General features: G+C 64.4%; 14 protein-coding genes, 1 tRNA gene and 1 riboswitch. Of the genes, 7 read left to right on the top strand and 8 right to left on the bottom strand.

What is annotated here, in order from left to right:
• Entirely contained in the window at positions 1-1,860 is a 1,860-nt protein-coding gene (locus F455_RS0108610; protein ID WP_018972883.1) for an assimilatory sulfite reductase (NADPH) flavoprotein subunit, read from the bottom strand.
• A 315-nt stretch (positions 1,861-2,175) separates the two neighbouring features.
• Between F455_RS0108610 and F455_RS20270 the strand changes: the two genes are divergently transcribed.
• Positions 2,176-3,627 (top strand): FAD/NAD(P)-binding protein, encoded by a 1,452-nt coding sequence (locus F455_RS20270; RefSeq protein WP_157578547.1) that lies wholly within the window; start codon positions 2,176-2,178, stop codon positions 3,625-3,627.
• Between the two features lie 74 nt (positions 3,628-3,701).
• Positions 3,702-3,775: transfer RNA gene (locus F455_RS0108620), tRNA-Gly, on the top strand.
• A 347-nt stretch (positions 3,776-4,122) separates the two neighbouring features.
• Here F455_RS0108620 and F455_RS0108625 read toward each other — a convergent pair.
• From F455_RS0108625 to F455_RS0108640, 4 genes are all read right to left on the bottom strand, one after another.
• Positions 4,123-5,031 carry an alpha/beta fold hydrolase gene (locus tag F455_RS0108625; protein WP_018972885.1) on the bottom strand — a complete coding sequence of 303 codons (909 nt, stop codon included), beginning with the start codon at positions 5,029-5,031 and terminating at the stop codon, positions 4,123-4,125.
• 210 nt (positions 5,032-5,241) lie between these two features.
• On the bottom strand, positions 5,242-6,498 hold the full coding sequence (locus F455_RS0108630) for a peptide-N-glycosidase F-related protein (protein WP_018972886.1): 1,257 nt from the start codon (positions 6,496-6,498) through the stop codon (positions 5,242-5,244).
• A 523-nt stretch (positions 6,499-7,021) separates the two neighbouring features.
• A complete protein-coding gene (locus F455_RS0108635; RefSeq protein WP_018972887.1) occupies positions 7,022-7,603 on the bottom strand; it encodes a nucleoside deaminase in 582 nt (193 codons plus the stop codon).
• Positions 7,600-9,330, bottom strand: a complete 1,731-nt coding sequence (locus F455_RS0108640; RefSeq protein WP_018972888.1) for a glutamine--tRNA ligase/YqeY domain fusion protein — start codon at positions 9,328-9,330, stop codon at positions 7,600-7,602. Before F455_RS0108640 ends, F455_RS0108635 begins: the two co-directional genes overlap by 4 nt.
• A gap of 151 nt (positions 9,331-9,481) precedes the next feature.
• Here F455_RS0108640 and F455_RS0108645 point away from each other — a divergent pair, with 151 nt between their 5' ends.
• From F455_RS0108645 to metB, 5 genes are all read left to right on the top strand, one after another.
• Positions 9,482-9,748, top strand: a complete 267-nt coding sequence (locus F455_RS0108645) for a putative signal transducing protein (protein ID WP_018972889.1) — start codon at positions 9,482-9,484, stop codon at positions 9,746-9,748.
• A gap of 65 nt (positions 9,749-9,813) precedes the next feature.
• Entirely contained in the window at positions 9,814-10,476 is a 663-nt protein-coding gene (locus F455_RS0108650) for a glutathione S-transferase family protein (RefSeq protein WP_018972890.1), read from the top strand.
• The gene (locus F455_RS0108655; protein WP_018972891.1) at positions 10,473-11,372 is read left to right on the top strand and encodes a DMT family transporter; all 900 of its coding nucleotides are present in this window, start codon (positions 10,473-10,475) and stop codon (positions 11,370-11,372) included. The genes F455_RS0108650 and F455_RS0108655 overlap by 4 nt, the downstream gene beginning before the upstream one ends.
• A 73-nt stretch (positions 11,373-11,445) precedes the next feature.
• Positions 11,446-11,585, top strand: a riboswitch (SAM riboswitch).
• Positions 11,586-11,627: 42 nt separating this feature from the next.
• A complete protein-coding gene (locus F455_RS20275) occupies positions 11,628-12,656 on the top strand; it encodes an alpha/beta fold hydrolase (RefSeq protein ID WP_018972892.1) in 1,029 nt (342 codons plus the stop codon).
• Positions 12,657-12,831: 175 nt separating this feature from the next.
• The gene (gene metB / locus F455_RS0108665; RefSeq protein WP_018972893.1) at positions 12,832-14,040 is read left to right on the top strand and encodes a cystathionine gamma-synthase; all 1,209 of its coding nucleotides are present in this window, start codon (positions 12,832-12,834) and stop codon (positions 14,038-14,040) included.
• A 212-nt stretch (positions 14,041-14,252) separates the two neighbouring features.
• Here metB and F455_RS0108670 read toward each other — a convergent pair whose 3' ends face one another.
• From F455_RS0108670 to F455_RS0108680, 3 genes are all read right to left on the bottom strand, one after another.
• Positions 14,253-15,677 carry a PA domain-containing protein gene (locus tag F455_RS0108670; RefSeq protein ID WP_018972894.1) on the bottom strand — a complete coding sequence of 475 codons (1,425 nt, stop codon included), beginning with the start codon at positions 15,675-15,677 and terminating at the stop codon, positions 14,253-14,255.
• Positions 15,667-16,167: a post-PEP-CTERM-1 domain-containing protein gene (locus tag F455_RS0108675; RefSeq protein ID WP_157578549.1), complete on the bottom strand. Its 501-nt coding sequence runs from the start codon at positions 16,165-16,167 to the stop codon at positions 15,667-15,669. Before F455_RS0108675 ends, F455_RS0108670 begins: the two co-directional genes overlap by 11 nt.
• A 168-nt stretch (positions 16,168-16,335) precedes the next feature.
• A complete protein-coding gene (locus F455_RS0108680; RefSeq protein ID WP_018972896.1) occupies positions 16,336-17,133 on the bottom strand; it encodes an inositol monophosphatase family protein in 798 nt (265 codons plus the stop codon).
• Positions 17,134-17,204: the final 71 nt, after the last annotated feature.

Raw genomic sequence — 17,204 nt, forward strand, 5'->3', positions numbered from 1 at the left:
TCAGTAGACGTCGCGAGCATAGCGGCGCTCGGCCGCGAGCTGGTTGAGGAAATCACGCGCATCTTCATCGGACTTGCCGCCGTGCTCGATCACGATGTCGCGCAGTGCCGCATCGACGTCGGCGGCCATGCGCGTGGCGTCGCCGCAAACGTAGACATGCGCGCCGTTTGCGATCCAGTCGTAGAGTTCCTTGCCGCGGCGGCGCAACGAGTGCTGCACATAGACCTTCTCCGACTGGTCGCGCGAAAACGCGAGGTCGAGCTTGTGCAGCGTGCCGTCCTTGAGCGCCTTCTGCCATTCGACCTGGTAGAGGAAGTCGGTGCGGAAATGCGGATTGCCGAAGAACAGCCAGTTGCGGCCGCTCGCGCTGGTTTCGGCGCGTTCCTGGATGAAACCGCGGAACGGCGCTACGCCGGTGCCGGGGCCGATCATGATCACGTCGCGCGATGTGTCGGCCGGCAGGCGGAAGCGATCGTTTTCTTCGATAAAGACCGGCACGCCGGCGTCTTCCGGGAGAGTGGCCAGAAACTGTGACGCCGCGCCGACGTGCCGGGTCCCGAACTTTTCGTAGTCGAGCACTGCGACGGTGAGGTGGACTTCATCGCCGACCGCCTTCTGGCTCGACGCGATCGAATACATGCGCGGCGCAAGCGGACGCAACGCGGCGACGAATTCGTCGGCACTCCAATCCGCAGGGAAGGCGCGCAGCACATCGATGAGCTGGTAATCGCCGAGCAGTTCGCGCAGCACGTCCCTGCCTTCGGGCAAGAGCGCGCGGTCGAGCGCTTCGCTTTTCGCGCGTTTCGCATGCTCGACGAGGAATGGCTTCGACAGCGTCGTGATCTCGCGTTTGCGCAGCAGCCATTCGCGCAGCGAATGCGATTCGGCCTGCAGGCTTACCGCGCGCTCGCCATCGAACTTCAGCAACGCCAGCAGGGCGTCGACCAGAGAGGGCGGATTCGTCGCGACCACGCCGAGCGCATCGCCCGGGTGATAGCTCAAACCCGAGCTCTCGAGCGAAAGCTCGACATGGCGGATGTCCTTGCCGCCGTCGCGTGCGCTGATACGCTGGTTCGCGAGCAGCGGCGCCGTGAACGGTTTCTCGCGCGTCCAAGCCGACGCATGCACGTGCACCGCACTGCGCAGCGGGGTGACCGTGGCCGCGCGCGGTGCGGGCGAATCGGATTTGAGCAGCTCGCGTGCTTGGTCCAGCGCCTGTTTCGACCACGGCGCTGCGACGCTGGCGATGTCGAGATCGGCCTCGCCGCGTGCAAACAAACGGGTCGCGCCGAGTTCGGCGAGGCGCGCGTCGATCTTCGTTCCGATCGCGCAGAACTGCGGATAGCTCGAATCGCCCAGGCCGAGCACGGCGAACTTGAGCTGCGGCAACTTCGGCGCGCGCTTGCCGGCGAGGAATTCGACGAAGCCGCGGGCGTCGTCCGGAGGATCGCCGTCGCCCTGGGTCGAAATCACGACGTAGAGCAGGCGTTCACCGGCCAGCTCGCGCGTCGCGTAGGTGTCGGCGCGGACAAGGCGGACGTTGAGTCCCGCGCCTTCGGCTTCGCGCGCGAGCGCCTCGGCCTGGCGCTTGGCGTTGCCGGTCTGGCTGCCGTAGACGATGGTCAGACGGGTTGAAACCTGCGCTTCGGCGGCCGGCGCGACGCTCGCCGGCAAGGGCACGGCCAGGTTGGCCGCGACGGCGGCGCTCAGCGGCACGTGGCGGGAGGAGGCGGCCACGCCGGCGACATAACCGGACAGCCAGTACAGCGAGTCGGTGTCCAGCCCCTCGGTCAGGCGCGCGAGCAACGCGAGCTTGTCCTCGGAAAATGGCGACAGAATGCGATTCGGTTGGGCAGACACGGCGGCACTCGCTTCGGTTTGGACGGCTAGACGTCTGAATATCCAGACGCGATGGGGCGATCCTAGTCCTCCTGGGCGGGTGCCAGAACGTACCTTTTGTTATAGGGACATGCGCGGCAGTTATCACTTCGGGTGATATGGCCGGTCCGCGGCAGGCTGCGGGCCCGGTGCCACGCGGTTCGCGATGCCGCACCGCCGCATTGCTGCAGGCATATCCACATCACCGCGGGGACTTTCGATTTAGCGAACTCCTAACAGTCGTTGTGCTTCCATTCAGCCATCGCCGCTTCGACGCGGCTGCCGAACAAACTCAATATGCAGCGACTTATCGTGATCGGCGGGGGAGCCGCGGGCTCTGCTGTCGTGGGCGAGCTCCTGCGCCGTGGCCAGCCTGGCGAGTTCGACCTAACTTGGCTCGTCGGCCGTCAGGCACCGGGCCGTGGCGTCGCCTACTCGACCACGGCCGAGCACCACCTGCTCAACGTGCGCGCAGCCAACATGGGCCTGTTTGCCGACGATGTCGGCGGATTCATCGCCCATGGGCAGGCGCAGGGCTGGCCGGTCAAGGGCCTCGATTTCGTGCCGCGCGCCTGGTACGGCGACTATGTCGAGGCCGTACTTGCGCGCGAGATATCCGCTGCGCGCGAACGCGGCCTGGCGTTACGCGTGCTTTCGACGGATGCGACCAGTGTACGCGGCGACGATGCAAACGGTTACGTCGTCGGCACCGCCGATGGCGAGGACTTCGACGCCGACGGCGTGGTGCTCGCGATCGGCGCACTGCCCTCCACGCCGCTGGCCGAAGTCACCGAAGCGGCGCGCGCCAGCCATGCCTATACGGCCGATCCCTGGCATTGGCCATTGCCGCGTCGGGCGCCCGAGCGCGTCGTCGTGCTCGGCACCGGCCTGACTGCGGTCGATGCGCTGCAGAGCGCGGCGCGCCTGTGGCCAAATGCGCAACTCACCGCGATTTCGCGCCATGGCCGTCTGCCGCGCAACCATAATCCCGCGCCCGGCCAGCCTTACGAACACCAGGCGTCGTTGGTCGACGCATTACGCGCGCGGCCGCAGGTCGTGCATTGGCTGCGCGAGATCCGCGCGGCGATGGACGACGAGGACGTCGAATGGCGCTCTGTCATCGATGGCCTGCGCGCGGAAACGCAGGGCCTCTGGCGCCTGCTCGATACTGCCGAACGCGCCCGCTTCCTGCGCCATCTGCGCTGGTTGTGGGAGTCCGCGCGCCATCGCCTGCCGCAGCAGACGACGAACGAACTCGCGCGCCTGCGCACGCAGGGCCGGCTTAAGATTCTCGCCGCGCACATCCGCTCGATCGACGTGCGCGCCGGCGAACGCGACCAGCTCGAAGTGCGCGTACAGCCGCGCGGTGCCGAGAGCGTGCGCAGCTTCGCCGCCGACCTCGTCATCCAGGCCACGGGCTTCAACATCTCGGTGAACGCGACCGATCACCCGTTGATCCAGCAGATGGTGCAAGAAGGCGTCGCCCACCCCGACGAACTCGATCTCGGTCTCGCGACCGATGCCGAAGGCCGTCTGCTGCGCGCCGATAGCACACCGCGGCACGGCCTGCGCTGCCTCGGCACGCTGCTGCGCGGATCGATGTGGGAGTGCAGCAGCTTGCCCGAAATCCGCGCGCTGGCCAAGGCCATCGCCTGCGAGCTGCCGGCGGAATTGCGCCGCGTCGCCAAGCCCGTGTCCGCACGTTCGTCGACATCACGCAACGCCGCGTTCGTCTCCGCCGTGGCCTGAAACCGATTGGCGGCCGATTCTTGCTTTCCGCGCGGCGGGGCCGATAAGCTTTGCCGCAGGCAGTTGTTCGCCAAGCGGGTGTAGTTCAATGGTAGAACTGCAGCTTCCCAAGCTGCTAACGTGGGTTCGATTCCCATCACCCGCTCCATGTTTCGGCCGTACGCAGCTAAGTGACTGCAGCGGTTGCAGATGCGAGTCCTCCTTACACCGGAAGCAAATTTTCTCTGGCGCAAATGGAGCCAATGCCAACGCCACGTTGCTCGTGCATCGATCAATGTTTCGCTGCCCAGAAGATTGCGCACGCGCCGAATGTTGGGCGCGGTTGGACCGGTCGATGTTAGAAACGACGACGGTAGGCCTGGAACGGTGAAGGAATCGGGGACGGCGGGCGTCCGGCATGGCCGAACGCGTCGCCGAGGATCCCCCCTTATTTCCTCAACGAATGTCCAAGCAGTTTATCGGTTTGCCGCGGTTTCGCTTCCTCGACCGCGCGCATCAGTTCGATAGGAAAGCCGTCATCATCGCGACGGTAGCGCCCGGGTTCTCCTCCATGATCCAGTGACCGGAATCGGGAATCACGTCCGCGGTGACGTGGGTCGCGACGAGGGCGAGAATGTCCGCCTGCCTCTTGCCGGCCGATTTTTCTCCACCCACGGCAAGCACCGGCATTGCGAGTTTGCCTTTTTCGGCCAGCAGCGCTTTATTGTCGAGCGCGTCCTGATTGAAGGCGCCGAATTGCTCGAACGCATCGTGAATGGCATGCGGGCGTGCATACAACGCGGCGTAGTGTTGGCGTGTCGCCTCGTCGATCTTTTTCGGATCGGCGGACAACTCGTTGTAAAAACGGTCGAGGTAGATCCGTTCGCGTCCGGCGACCAGCCGCTCTTCGTCGGGACCGCGAAAATTGAAATGCCAGAGCAGCGGACTTTGCTTGATCTCCTCCCAGTTGCCGATGCCCGGTAACGGTGCGTCGATCACCATCCATTTCGTGATTCGATCCGGATATTGCACCGCCAGCGCATAACCCACCATGTTGCCGATGTCGTGCGTGACCAAAGCCGCTTTCTGGATCTTCAGAGCGTCCATCACGCCTGCGATGTCGACGGCCTGATTCTTCTTGGTGTAGCCCGTGTCCGGATGCGCGGATAATCCCATGCCGCGCAGATCGGGAACGATCACGGTATGGTCATGCATGAGCGCCGCCGCGGCAGTGGCCCACATGTCGCCGGTGTCGGCGAAACCGTGCAGCAGGACCACAGCCGGACCGCTGCCACCTGTGCGCACATGCAGCGTGGTGCCGTTGGTCGCTATTTCGCTGGTGTGAAAACCGGATGGAAACGGTTCGATCGCTAAAACGGAACCTGCAAACAGGAGTGCAAGGAGCGAAATGACCACGCGCGGCATCAGCGTTCTCCCAACGGACAGCGGCAACGATAACCCGGACGCGTCGCCCGCGCTAGGCGCATGCCCATGTTATAGCTGGAACCGCCTACCCGCTCCAATCTCGTTTAACCACGCGTCGTACCGTACGGCCAAATCGAACAACCGTACTCGCCGCGTGGGCGACGAGCACGGATGCGATGATGTCAGATCAGAAACCCGCCTGGCGCATGCTCACGGCGAAGGCACGAATGTGATCGACGTCGGATAGTAGTCGCCGTTGCTCGCGTTGTACGCGCCGCCGAACCGTGTCTGGAACGGCCCCATATTCAGCACGACGTTATTGCTGCCGACATTAAGGGTGACGTTGCTGAACACCTGCGCCTGAATCGGCGTGCCGGGGTTGCTCGTTGTCGGGTTGGGGACGCCCGGGTTCGCCGCCGTGGTGCGCACGGGCGTAGCCGGGCACCAGTTTCTCGGATTGGACGGGTGGCTGCCGGTGGTGTTTCCTTCCAACGACGTGTTCAGCGGATTGATCGTGCTGCTTGCGTACGGCGCGCAGTCCGCCTGCGTGCTGAACGAACTGCCCACCTGCGTGCCGTTGATGACCAGCGTATTGCCGGTGTTGAAGCCGTATTCCGAATCGCTGCCATGGCTGGTGACGATCACGATCACGGTGCCGGTGACGGTCGTTCCGCTTCCGGGGCTCGGCACGATCATCGTTCCGGCGATGGAAAGGGTGACGGTTCTCGAGCCGACCACGGTGGGCGCATTCAACACCGCGGCCACGACATCGGTCGATGCGGGCGTGCCGGCGGATTGCGAGGAGACGAAATCAAGCGCGAAACTGAAGCCGACGTACGGCGCCTGCGCTTCGGTGATGTTCGGTGGAAACGTGGTGAGCGGGATGTTCGTGCTCGGATTGCCGTTGCTGTCCCAGCACTTCTGGTAGCCCTGCGAGGGCGGGAAGGTCGGGTTCGAGCCGCCGGCGATGCCCACCCAGATGTCCTGCGCGCCGTTCGCGAGAAAGCGCTGGTACGAGCCGATGTTCATGTATGGGTAGACGTAGATCGGCGCAGCCTGGTCGTAGTAGTTGAACGACGACATGAAGCGCGCCATCTCGATAGCGTTGGGCAGATCGTTGCTCGTCGGCTGCACGCCGGGCGGCATCGCCAGATACACCACGGACTCGATGCGGTCGTAGGAATCGCAGCCGCCGTAGTAGGTGACTTTCGCCTTGAGGTCGGAGCCGAGCTGCTGTTGCTGCGATGCTGTCAGCTTGGTGAGCGTGTACCAGGATTGGTTTCCGCGCAGCACGATAACGCCTTGCGGCGGCGTGTAGTTCGTCGGCAGGGTGCTGCTGTAGATGCCGAATTGCGGCGCCTCGGCGAGTACGTTGACCGTGGTCTGCGCAGCGGCAGCGAACGGCAGGCCAAAGAGCACGAGGCAGCCGAGTTGCTTGATGTGGTTCATCCATTTCGCGAATTGCATAGCTCACTCCTGTTGCGTTGGTAGACAGGGACTGAAATGCGTCTTGCGGCGAAGCGTGGGCATTGCGATGTGTCTGTACGTCATCGAAAAAAAAGAAGTTGTATTCGCTTCCATGCGATGTGGGAGGGCAGCATGTCGAGGATTTTTTGTCGGGATCGAGGCTGTGATTCGGAGTGGCCTTCTACTCGGACCGAAGATCGTTGGCGGCCGAACGTTGCATTCGCGCAGCAACGAGAAGGCTTAAGCGGCTCGCGCAGGATTCGCGTGCTTGTGTCGAGGAGCGAACGGTGCGGAAAGGGGAGGCCCAAGCAGAGATCGTTCATTGCTGCGGCAGCGCATGCGGCGTTCCCTCGAGGCGAGCGGGCGGCGTTCGAATGATTTTTAGATCGATTTAAAAGCAAAAATACAGCAAGAGGATGTTGCTTGCATTCTGCGCCGCAGCATCATATATAAAATTGCAATTTATACTCAGAACGCAGTCGAGCGTTCTGCTGCGCCAACATGCGCAGCCAGGACCGTGCGCTCAGTAGCTTGTGCCGCCCGCTTCGCGATAGCGCAGGAACACTTCACGCGCGGCGTCGCGCAGGATGTCACGCTTGACCCGCACGCCGCGTTTTTCCAGTTCGCCGATCCAGTCCGCGGGCAGCGGGCCTTCGTCAAACTCGCTCAATTCCTCGACGTCTTCGGAGCGTGCACCGATCAGCAGTTCGTCGACGCCGGCCCAGACGGTCGCGCCGTAACACTGGCAGCAGGGCTGCGCGCTCGTGGCGAGCACGAATTCCTCGCGCGCTTCGCCCGGCGCGGGTTCGTTGAGACGGAAACGACGCAATTTGGCCTGCGCGAGCATATAAGCCACCATCTCCGCGTGCGCGACCGAGCAGCTGTGCGGCACGACGCGATTGACGCCGGCGGAGACCAGCTTGCCCGTGCGTGTAAATACGGCCGCGCCGAACGGGCCGCCGGTCTTCTCCTCGACATTGCGATTGGCGAGGCGAATCGCCAGTGCGACGCGCTCCTCATCGCTGGCGTAGATCTTCGCGGCATCGACTTCGCGGAACACCCAGTCGGGCAGGGACAGTTCCACGAACGAGGGCAGGACGTTCATTTCGTAGCCTTGGCGAACGAATCGCGCAGCGTGACGATGCGGTTGAACACGGGATGGCCCGGCGCATGGTCGCGGCTGTCGGCGACGAAGTAGCCAAGACGCTCGAACTGGAGCGCGGTGCCGGCTTGCGCGTCGCCGAGTGAAGACTCGACGAAGCCGCGCACGACCCGGCGCGAGTTCGAATTGATGTAGTCGCGGTAGGTTTTGCCGTCCGTGTCATCATCGGGATCGGCGACGGTGAACAGGCGCTCGTACAGACGCACCTCGGCCTCGATCGCATGGCGCGCGCTGACCCAGTGGATCGTGCCTTTGACTTTGCGTTCGGCGCCTTCCTGTCCCGCGCGTGATGTCGCGTCGAGCGTGCAAAGCACTTCGCTCAGCTTTCCGCTCGTATCCTTTTTCACGTCGACGCATTTGACGATGCCGACGCCGCGCAGGCGTACTTCGCCGCCGGGCACGAGGCGATGGAAGCCTTTCACCGGTTCTTCGAGGAAGTCCTCGCGTTCGATCCACAATTCGCCCGAGAACGGCACGGCACGCGTGCCGAAGGCCTCGTTCTTCGGGTGGTTCGGAAATGTCAGCGTCTCGGCGTGGCCATCCGGAAGGTTGGTGATGACGAGTTTGAGCGGATCGATCACGCCAAGGCGTCGCGGCGCCGCCGCGTCGAGTTCCTCGCGCACGCAGGCTTCGAGCACGGAGTATTCGATCGTCGACACCTGCTTCGACACGCCCGCGCGTTCCCAGAAATTGCGGATCGCCGCGGCCGGGTAGCCGCGCCGACGCACGCCGGCGAGCGTGGGCATGCGCGGATCGTCCCAGCCGTCGACGAGGCCGTCCTCGACCAGCGCGGCGAGCTTGCGCTTGCTCGTCACCGTGTAGTCGAGGTTGCCGCGTGCGAATTCGATCTGCTGCGGCGTGCTCACGGGCATGCCCAAGCCTGCATCGACCAGCGGCTGGGTCAGTTCGGGATGATTGGGCAGATCGATCTGCTGCAGGCACCAGTCGTAGAGCGGACGATGGTCCTCGAACTCGAGCGTGCACAGCGAATGGGTGATGCCTTCGACCGCGTCGGAAATGCAGTGCGCGTAGTCGTACATCGGATAGATCGGCCAGGCGTCGCCGGTGTTCTGGTGCGTGGTCTTGCGGATGCGGTACAGCGCCGGGTCACGCAGGTTGATATTGCCCGAGGCCATGTCGATCTTCGCGCGCAGCGTCTTCGCGCCGTCGGGAAATTCGCCCGCGCGCATGCGCTGGAACAGATCGAGGTTCTCGGCGACGCTGCGCTCGCGGTACGGCGAGTTGCGCCCAGGCTCGGTCAGCGTGCCGCGGTATTCGCGCACCTCGTCTGCCGACAGGTCGCAGACGAAGGCCTTGCCGTCGCGAATGAGCTTCAGCGCGCAGAGATAGATGACCTCGAAATAGTCCGAGGCGTGGCGTAGCGCATCCCACTCGAAACCGAGCCAGTGCACGTCGGCCTTGATCGCCTCGACGAATTCGGGGTCTTCGCGGATCGGATTGGTGTCGTCCAGACGCAGGTGGCAGACGCCGCCGTAATCGCTGGCGACGCCGAAATTGAGGCAGATGGACTTGGCATGGCCGAGGTGCAGATAGCCGTTCGGTTCGGGCGGAAAGCGCGTGACGATGCGGCCGCCGTGCTTGCCGGTGTCCTGGTCGCCATTGATGATCTGGCGGATGAAGTTGTTGACGATCGGGGGATTGCTGCTCATTTTTGGTATGCGCGCGGCTCTGTGGCCGTTGTTGTTCGGGTTTTTCCGACGGGATTCCGGAGTATACCGATCCGGCGCCGGAATTCGACAGGCTTTGCCCGGGCGAGCGGATGCGTTAGCGTGCGAGAAGCGGAATGCGAACGGGGCGGACATGAAGATCGTCTACCGGGCCGAAAACATCATCGACGCGAACCTCGTCAAGAACGCGCTCGAGAACGAGGGCATCGTCGCGTTCGTCGGCGGCTATTACCTGACCAGCGCCGCGGGCCGGTTGCCGTGCAACGATCTGGTCAATGTCATGGTGGCGGACTACGACTGGCCGCGAGCGCGCATAATCGCCGAGTGTATCGACGCGGCGTTGGCCGAGCGCCGCTCGGATCCGGCGTACGACGACGACTGGGCGGTCGATCCGGTCTGAAAGCGGCACTTCATCGCGCCACGTCGGTGTGGTGGAATTCGTGCCCCTTCACCTGATGCCCGTCCATGAGCGCGAAACCCATCCTCGTCATCGGCAACAAGAACTATTCTTCTTGGTCGCTGCGCCCATGGCTGCTGCTGCGCCAGTTTGGCGTGGCTTTCGACGAGGTCAAGCTGCCGCTCGATACGCCGGAGTTTTACGCGCGCATCAAGGACTACTCGCCGGCCGGGCGCGTACCGGTACTGATCGACGGCGACGCACACATCTGGGATTCGCTGGCGATCTGCGAATACGCGAATGACTATTTTCTCGACGGTGGCGGCTGGCCGGCGGAGCGCACGGCTTGCGGCCATGCGCGCGCGATCAGTGCGGAGATGCATTCCGGGTTTTCCTCGTTGCGCACTCATCTGCCGATGAACACGCGCCGGCAGGGGCCTTCGCCCGCGATCGGTGCCGATACGGCCGCCGACATTGCGCGTATTCGCATGATCTGGCGCGAAGCACGCGAGCGCCATGCGGCGCGCGGACCGTTCCTGTTCGGCGCATTCTCGATTGCCGATGCGATGTATGCGCCGGTGGCGTCGCGTTTCGCCAGCTATGCGGTCGAACTCGGCGCGCCGGAGCGCGACTATGTCGATGCGTTGTTCGCACTGCCCGCGTTGCAAGAGTGGCTGGCCGAGGCCCGGACCGAGCCGCTTGCAGTGGAGCACGAGAAGACGACGCCGTGAACGCCACCGCCACGGCCGGCAGCGTGGCCTATCGCAGCGCCTTCCTGAAGATGCTCGCGGGCGCGGCGCTGATCTCGACGACCAGCATCTTCGTGCGCTACGCCCACGTCGCGCCGACCGTATCGGCGTTCTATCGCCTCGCCTTCGGTGGCGCGATGCTGCTCGGCCTGCTCATCGTGCGCGGCGAGTGGAAGCGTTTCGGTCCGCGCGACGCGCTGTGGCTGGCGGTGCCCGCGCTGGCCTTCGCCGTCGATCTGATCATGTGGCACCGGAGCATCCACTACATCGGGCCGGGCCTGGCGACGTTGATCGGCAACTTCCAGGTGTTCGTCATGGCCTTGGCCGGCGTCGTCTTCTATCGCGAGAAGCTCGGCTGGCGCTTCGCGCTCGGGCTCGCGCTGGCTGTTCTCGGCCTGTGGCTGATCGTGGGACAGGGCTGGTCGGCGCTGAGCGCGGACTATCGCCTCGGCGTTCTCCTCGGCGTGCTTACCGGCATCGCCTACGCGATCTACATGCTGACCCAGCGCCGCGCGCAACTGCGCCGGCCGGCGCTGACGCCGCAGCTGGCCCTGTGCGGAGTCAGCCTGATCTGCGCGGCGATGCTCGCCGTGGCCGTGGTCGCCGAAGGCCAGAGCTTTGCGATTCCCGATGGCCAATCTTGGGCAGCGCTGCTCGCGCTAGCCTTCTTCGGTCAGGTGCTCGGCTGGGTGTTGATCTCGCAGGCGATGCCGGTACTGCCGGCGTCGCTGGTCGGCCTGCTCCTGCTGCTGCAACCGGGGTTGTCGTTCGTGCTCGACGTGATCCTGTTCGCGCGGCCGACGGCGTTGACGGACTGGATCGGACTCGCGCTTTCGCTGCTCGGCATCTTCGTCGCCAGCCAGCGCAGCCGCGGATAGGCGTTCCAAAATTTGGACGTCTAAACGCCTAAACGTCTTGACATCCAAAATACACGTCCGTAGCATACGCCTGTACTCATCAAGACCGGCTGAGGGACAGGCCCAGCGACGCCGGGGCAACCGTCACGAAACCTGACAAGGTTCGCGATTGGTGCCAAATCCTGCGAGGTCCGCGGAAGTTTCAAGCCGCGGTGGACCCCGTAAAGATGAGGCGAGCGCAAGATTTCCGCTGCATTCGTCTCGTTGGGGCTGTAGATGAAAGACGAGACCGAAATGGGCGCCGAACCGCAAATCCACTATCACGCCGAGGCGGTCGCGCCAGCCGTGCAATGGCTGGAAGGCGAGCTCGCGCTGCCGCAATCCTTCACGCTCGAATCGGGCGCCACGCTCAGCGATGCCAAGCTGGCCTGGGCCTGCGTCGGCCCTGCCGATGCGCCGGTGATCGTCGTGCTCGGCGGCATTTCAGCACATCGGCGCCCGGTCGCGCGCGACGGCCGCGGCTGGTGGGAATCGCAGTGCGGCGCGGGCAAGGCGCTCGACACAAACCGCTATCGTATCGTCGGCATTGACTGGCTCGGCGGCTGCGATGCCTCGACCGGGCCGAAGTCGTCCGACCTTGAAGATTTTCCGGCCATCTCCACGGCCGACCAGGCTCGTGCCGTGCTCCTGCTGCTCAACCGCCTCGGCCTGCGCCGCGTGCATCTGGTCGTTGGCGCATCCTATGGCGGCAACGTCGCCCAGCAACTCGCCGCGCTGCTCGGCGAGCGCCTGCGCCATCTCGTCCTGCTCAGCGCGGCGCACAAGGCCGCGCAGTTCGGCCTCGCGCTGCGCCATGTGCAGCGCGCGATCCTCGATCTCGGCAGCGATTCGACCGAAGCGCTCGCGTTGGCTCGCTCGCTCGCGGTGCTCGGCTATCGCACGGCGGAAGGCGTCGAGCAGCGTTTCGGCAGCGAGGCGACGCGCGATGCGCATGCCGATGGCGTGCTCGGCTGGATCGATCATCATGGCAAGAAGTTTGTGCGTCGCTTCGATGCCGACGCCTACCGTTGCCTCGGCCGCTCGCTCGACGCACACGACATCGACCCGGCCGCGGTGCGCGTGGCGACCACGTTGTTCGCCGTGCGCGAAGACCTGACCGTTCCGCTGTCGCTGCTGCGCGAATACCAGACTCGCGCCGGCGCCGCCTGCGAACTGGTCGAAATTTCCTCGGACTACGGCCACGACGCCTTCCTCAAGGAAGAGGCGATCGTGGGCGCGCTGTTCGAACGCTGTGTGCAAGTCTGAGGAAACTTTGCACATGTGCAGAGTTTCCTTGAGGCCAAGGATGGCCTGACGCGAATCGAGCACGCAAGTGCTTGATTTGGCGTAGCCGAGTTCGAATTCACTTCGAACTCGGCGCGGGCTGCCAACCTCAGGATGAGGTTGTGCAGACCTTCCCTGAAATCTCCGGAGAAGCAAAGTGAGTCACGTCGCCCAGAAGCCAGCCCGCCAAGCCGCCACGATCGCCGCCCGCGCCGGCGTCGACCAGGATGCCGCGCACGGCGCCGTGATGCCGCCACTGTATCTGTCGACGAACTACAGCTTCGAAGGTTTCGGCAAGAAGCGCGAGTACGACTATTCGCGCTCGGGCAACCCGACCCGCGACGTGCTCGCCGGCGCGCTGGCCGAACTCGAGGGCGGTGTCGGTGCGGTCGTCACTGCGACCGGCATGGCCGCGATCACGCTCGTCACTTCGCAGCTTTCGCCGGATGATCTCATCATCGTGCCGCACGACTGCTACGGCGGCAGCTATCGCCTGTTCGTCAATCAGGCCAAGCGCGGTCTGTATCGTTGCGCAGTCGTCGATTTCAACGACACGGTGGCGCTCGCGACTGCGCTCGCGTGCAAGCCGAAGCTCGTCTGGATCGAGACGCCGAGCAACCCGCTGCTGCGCATCGTCGACATCGCCGCGGTGTCGCGCCTCGCCCATCAGGTCGATGCGCTGGTCGTGGTCGACAACACCTTCCTGTCGCCGGCGCTGCAGCAGCCGATCGCGCTCGGTGCCGACATCGTCGTGCATTCGACGACGAAGTATCTCAACGGTCATTCCGACGTCGTCGGCGGCGCGGTGATCTGGAAGGACGCCGCGGTCGGCGAGCAGCTCGCCTGGTGGTGCAACTGCCTCGGCGTGTCGGGCGGCGCGTTCGACAGCTATCTCACCTTGCGCGGCCTGCGCACGCTGCAGCCACGCCTGCGCGCACATCAGGAAAACGCCGCGGCGATCGTCGAGATTCTCGACGCGCATGCGGCCGTGGAAAAAGTCTACTTCCCGGGGTTGGCCAGCCACCCGCAGCACGCGCTCGCCGCGCGCCAGCAGCGCGGTTTCGGCGCGATGCTGAGCTTCGACCTGGTTGGCGGCGTGCCGGCGGTCGAGGCCTTCGTCAACGGCTTGCAGTCGTTCACGCTGGCCGAGTCGCTCGGCGGCGTCGAAAGCCTGGTCGCACACCCGGCGACGATGACGCATGCGGCCATGGATGCCGAGGCGCGCCGTGTCGCCGGTCTCGGCGACGGCCTGCTGCGTCTGTCGGTTGGCATCGAAGCGGTGGAGGATCTGGTTGCGGATATTGATGCGGCGTTGGATCGCGCTGCGTCCTTTCTGCCCTCACGCGCCGTAGCCAACGCGCGCTGAGAAGCCATTTCCAAATCTACTGCGCTCGGTATTTTGGCCGCGTGCGGTGCTCGGAATCCTCATGTACTGCCATGTACACTCCGGTTCCTGCGCTCCGCGCGCGACCAAACTGCCTTCGCTCGCTACGATTTGAAAACAGCTTCTGAGTCTGACGAAAACGAAAACGCCGCAGATTTGCGTCTGCGGCGTTTTGTTTTTGCAGCGGGTCGAACTTACCAGCCGATATCCTTCATGAATGGCAGGGTCAGGTCGTACGGCGCATCGAGGTGCTGGGTCAGATCGCTGTTGATCGCCGGCTCCATAAGCAGGTTATGGAACGCGCTCGTGTCCCAATGCGACACGGACGAGCCGCTCTGGAACGGACTGGGCGTGTACAGCATGACGTGACCGGCTTTGTCCGCGCCGGCGAGTTGCGCCGGATCGATGCCGATGCGTGCGACCACGCCGGAACTGCGATTGCCGGGCGTCAGATTCATGCCGCTGAGCAAGGTCACGCCGTCTGCGAGGCTGATGCGCACCGCCGGAATCGTGACGTTGGGATCGGCGCCACCGAGATCGGGCGGCGGCGAGCCGGCGACGTTGTCGACGACGATGACGCCGAGTGCTCCCGCATTCTGCGCATTCAGCACCTTGACCGTGAACGCACAGGTGCCACGCAGCACGAGTGCGATGCGATTCTTCACCGCACCGGCGTTTTCCGCGTCGAACGCATTGCAGGCAAGCCCGAGGTTGCCGTTCTCGACTACCGGCATCACCTGCTTGTTGACGCCGGGATAGCCAAGCGCGGGCCCGAATTGAGCGCGACCGGCGAGGTAGGTGCCGGCGATAGCCGCGGGCGCGTTGATCTGCAACTGTGGCGTGCCGCCGACGAGCACCGACGGCGCGCCGGCGGTCACGTTCGCACCGATCCAGACGAGCTGGCGCGGATTGACCGCCGAGAACTGGCGTTCGGCGTTGGTCATCTGCACCCAGGTCTTGCCCAGCGTGTTGTCGTAGGCAAGCGTGTCGTAGATCGAAGGATAGCCACCGAGGTAGGCGCCGGTCGTGCCGCTGGTCACGGTCGAGAAACCCAGGCCGTGCGCGAATTCGTGCAGCAGCACCTCAACGAGATTGACCTTGCTGCCGGCGTTGCCGTCGAGACCGAGGTAGAACGGCGATCCGGTAAGGCATCCGGTGTTGCCGAGGTTGCTGTTGAAGCGCGCGCGAATTTCGGCGGTCGAAGGATCCGCGACGTCCCCGTAAAGCTTGTTCGTGAGCGCGGCGTGGTACCAAACGCCAGGCACCAGGGCGCCGGGAAAATCTCTGAATATCTCGGTCGGGCCAGCCGAGCCGAGAACCGCACTGGTCGCGTTGCAGCTCAACGGCTCGAATGTGGACAGCACCCGGATGGCAGCGGCGCTGTCGAGCGTGGCGCCCCATATGCTCGCGGCGTACTGGAAAGCGTTGAGTCGCTGCTGGCCCAAGGTCGTGCCGGGATTGCCGCCAACGGGGGCGACCGGGGTGGGATCGTTGAAGCCGACGCCGGCGGCATTGCCGTTGACGATCGTGATCGTCATCGCCGCGTACGCGGCGCTACCGCCACCGAGCAACCCGAAGGCGAGCACGCCGGCGAGGATCTTGCGCAGATTATTTTTCATTCGCGGTCTCCTGCTTCGTCGTCGAGACGAGTGCGCGCTTGGCGGCACCATCGCCGGTCACGCATTGCTCCTCGAACTTGCCGTCGGCAGTTTTGTGTACGACGAGATCGGACATGAAGGAGTCGTTGAGCACAGCCACTTGTCCGCCCAACGGGCTGCTGTGCACTTCGACCGTGGAAGCATCGTTCGAGCGAGCGGCGGCTACGGCTTCGTCGAGCAGTTCCTCGGGGTTGGCCTTGCGCAGTTGCCCCGTGTCCTTGTCCTTGTACGCCCTCAGGCCGTTTTCACGATGACCCGGAGCCTTGGCCAAGCTATCGGCTTGCGCCGACGTGACTGCAGCGATCTTGACGTTGGGCAGCACGAGCAGCCCGTCTTTTGATGCCAGTTGCGGCGTCGCTGCGCCGGCGAGCGATGATGCGGTGGCGAGAGCGATGGCTGATGCCGCCCCCAGAACTGCCGCACGACGCGGCAATCGATTTCTCGATGTCATGTTGAACTCCCGGAAGTTACCCCGTAAAGCGCGGCGCTGGTTACCCCTTTGAACCCGTCACTTTGGGGAGTGTGACGAAGGCCGCAATTTGATTGCAGCACATTTCCGGCGGCGGTGCAGCTTGCACCACGGCAAATCGCCGGGAGGCCAGACGGGGCTTACGAAGGCCTACAGCAGCGTCGGCGGCGAGTGTGCCGAGATGACCTTGGCCATCGCCGCGGCGACGAAGTGGTTGCCAGCGATGAGATTGCCGTTCTCGGGCATACCGGCCCTGCCGGCGAAATCGCTGCACTGACCGCCCGCCTCGCGCACGAGCAATACGCCCGCGGCCATGTCCCACGGATTCAGACCGGTCTCAAAATAGCCGTCCAGACGACCCGCGGCGACATAGGCGAGATCGAGTGCGGCGGAGCCGGTGCGGCGGATATCCTCGGCTTCGCCGAGCAGGGCGCGGGTCATGTCGAGCTGGGCGCCGAGATGGCGGCGCTGGCGGTACGGGAATCCCGTGGCGAGCAGTGCACCGGCAAGGCTTTCGCGCTTGGTCACGCGCATGCGGCGATCGTTGAGGAAGGCGCCATCGCCCTTGCTCGCGGTGAACATCTCGTCGCGCAGCGGATCGTAGACCACGCCGTAGACGAGGTCACCGTGGTCGCGGAAGCCGATCGAAACGCAGAAATGCGGGAAGCCACGTAGATAATTGTGCGTGCCGTCGAGCGGGTCGATGATCCAGACCTTCTCGGTCCTGCCTTTCTGCCCCGATTCCTCGGCCAGAAAACCATGGTCGGGATAGGCGCGGCGCAGCTCCTTGATGATCTCGGCCTCGGCCAGCTTGTCGACTTCGCTGACGTAGTCGTGCCGCGATTTTTCCTCGATGTTGAGTCCCTCAACGCGATTGAGGTTGCGCAGGATGATATTGCCGGCGGCGCGCGCGGCCTTGACCGCGACATTGACGGCGGGGCGGGGCATGGTGGAACTCCGAATCGATGGCTGGTAAAGAACGACCCGTCAGGCCGGGCCCGCGGGGCGCGAAGGGTAGC

Origin of the sequence: Rudaea cellulosilytica DSM 22992 (assembly GCF_000378125.1) — a bacterium.
GTDB classification, from domain to species: domain Bacteria; phylum Pseudomonadota; class Gammaproteobacteria; order Xanthomonadales; family Rhodanobacteraceae; genus Rudaea; species Rudaea cellulosilytica.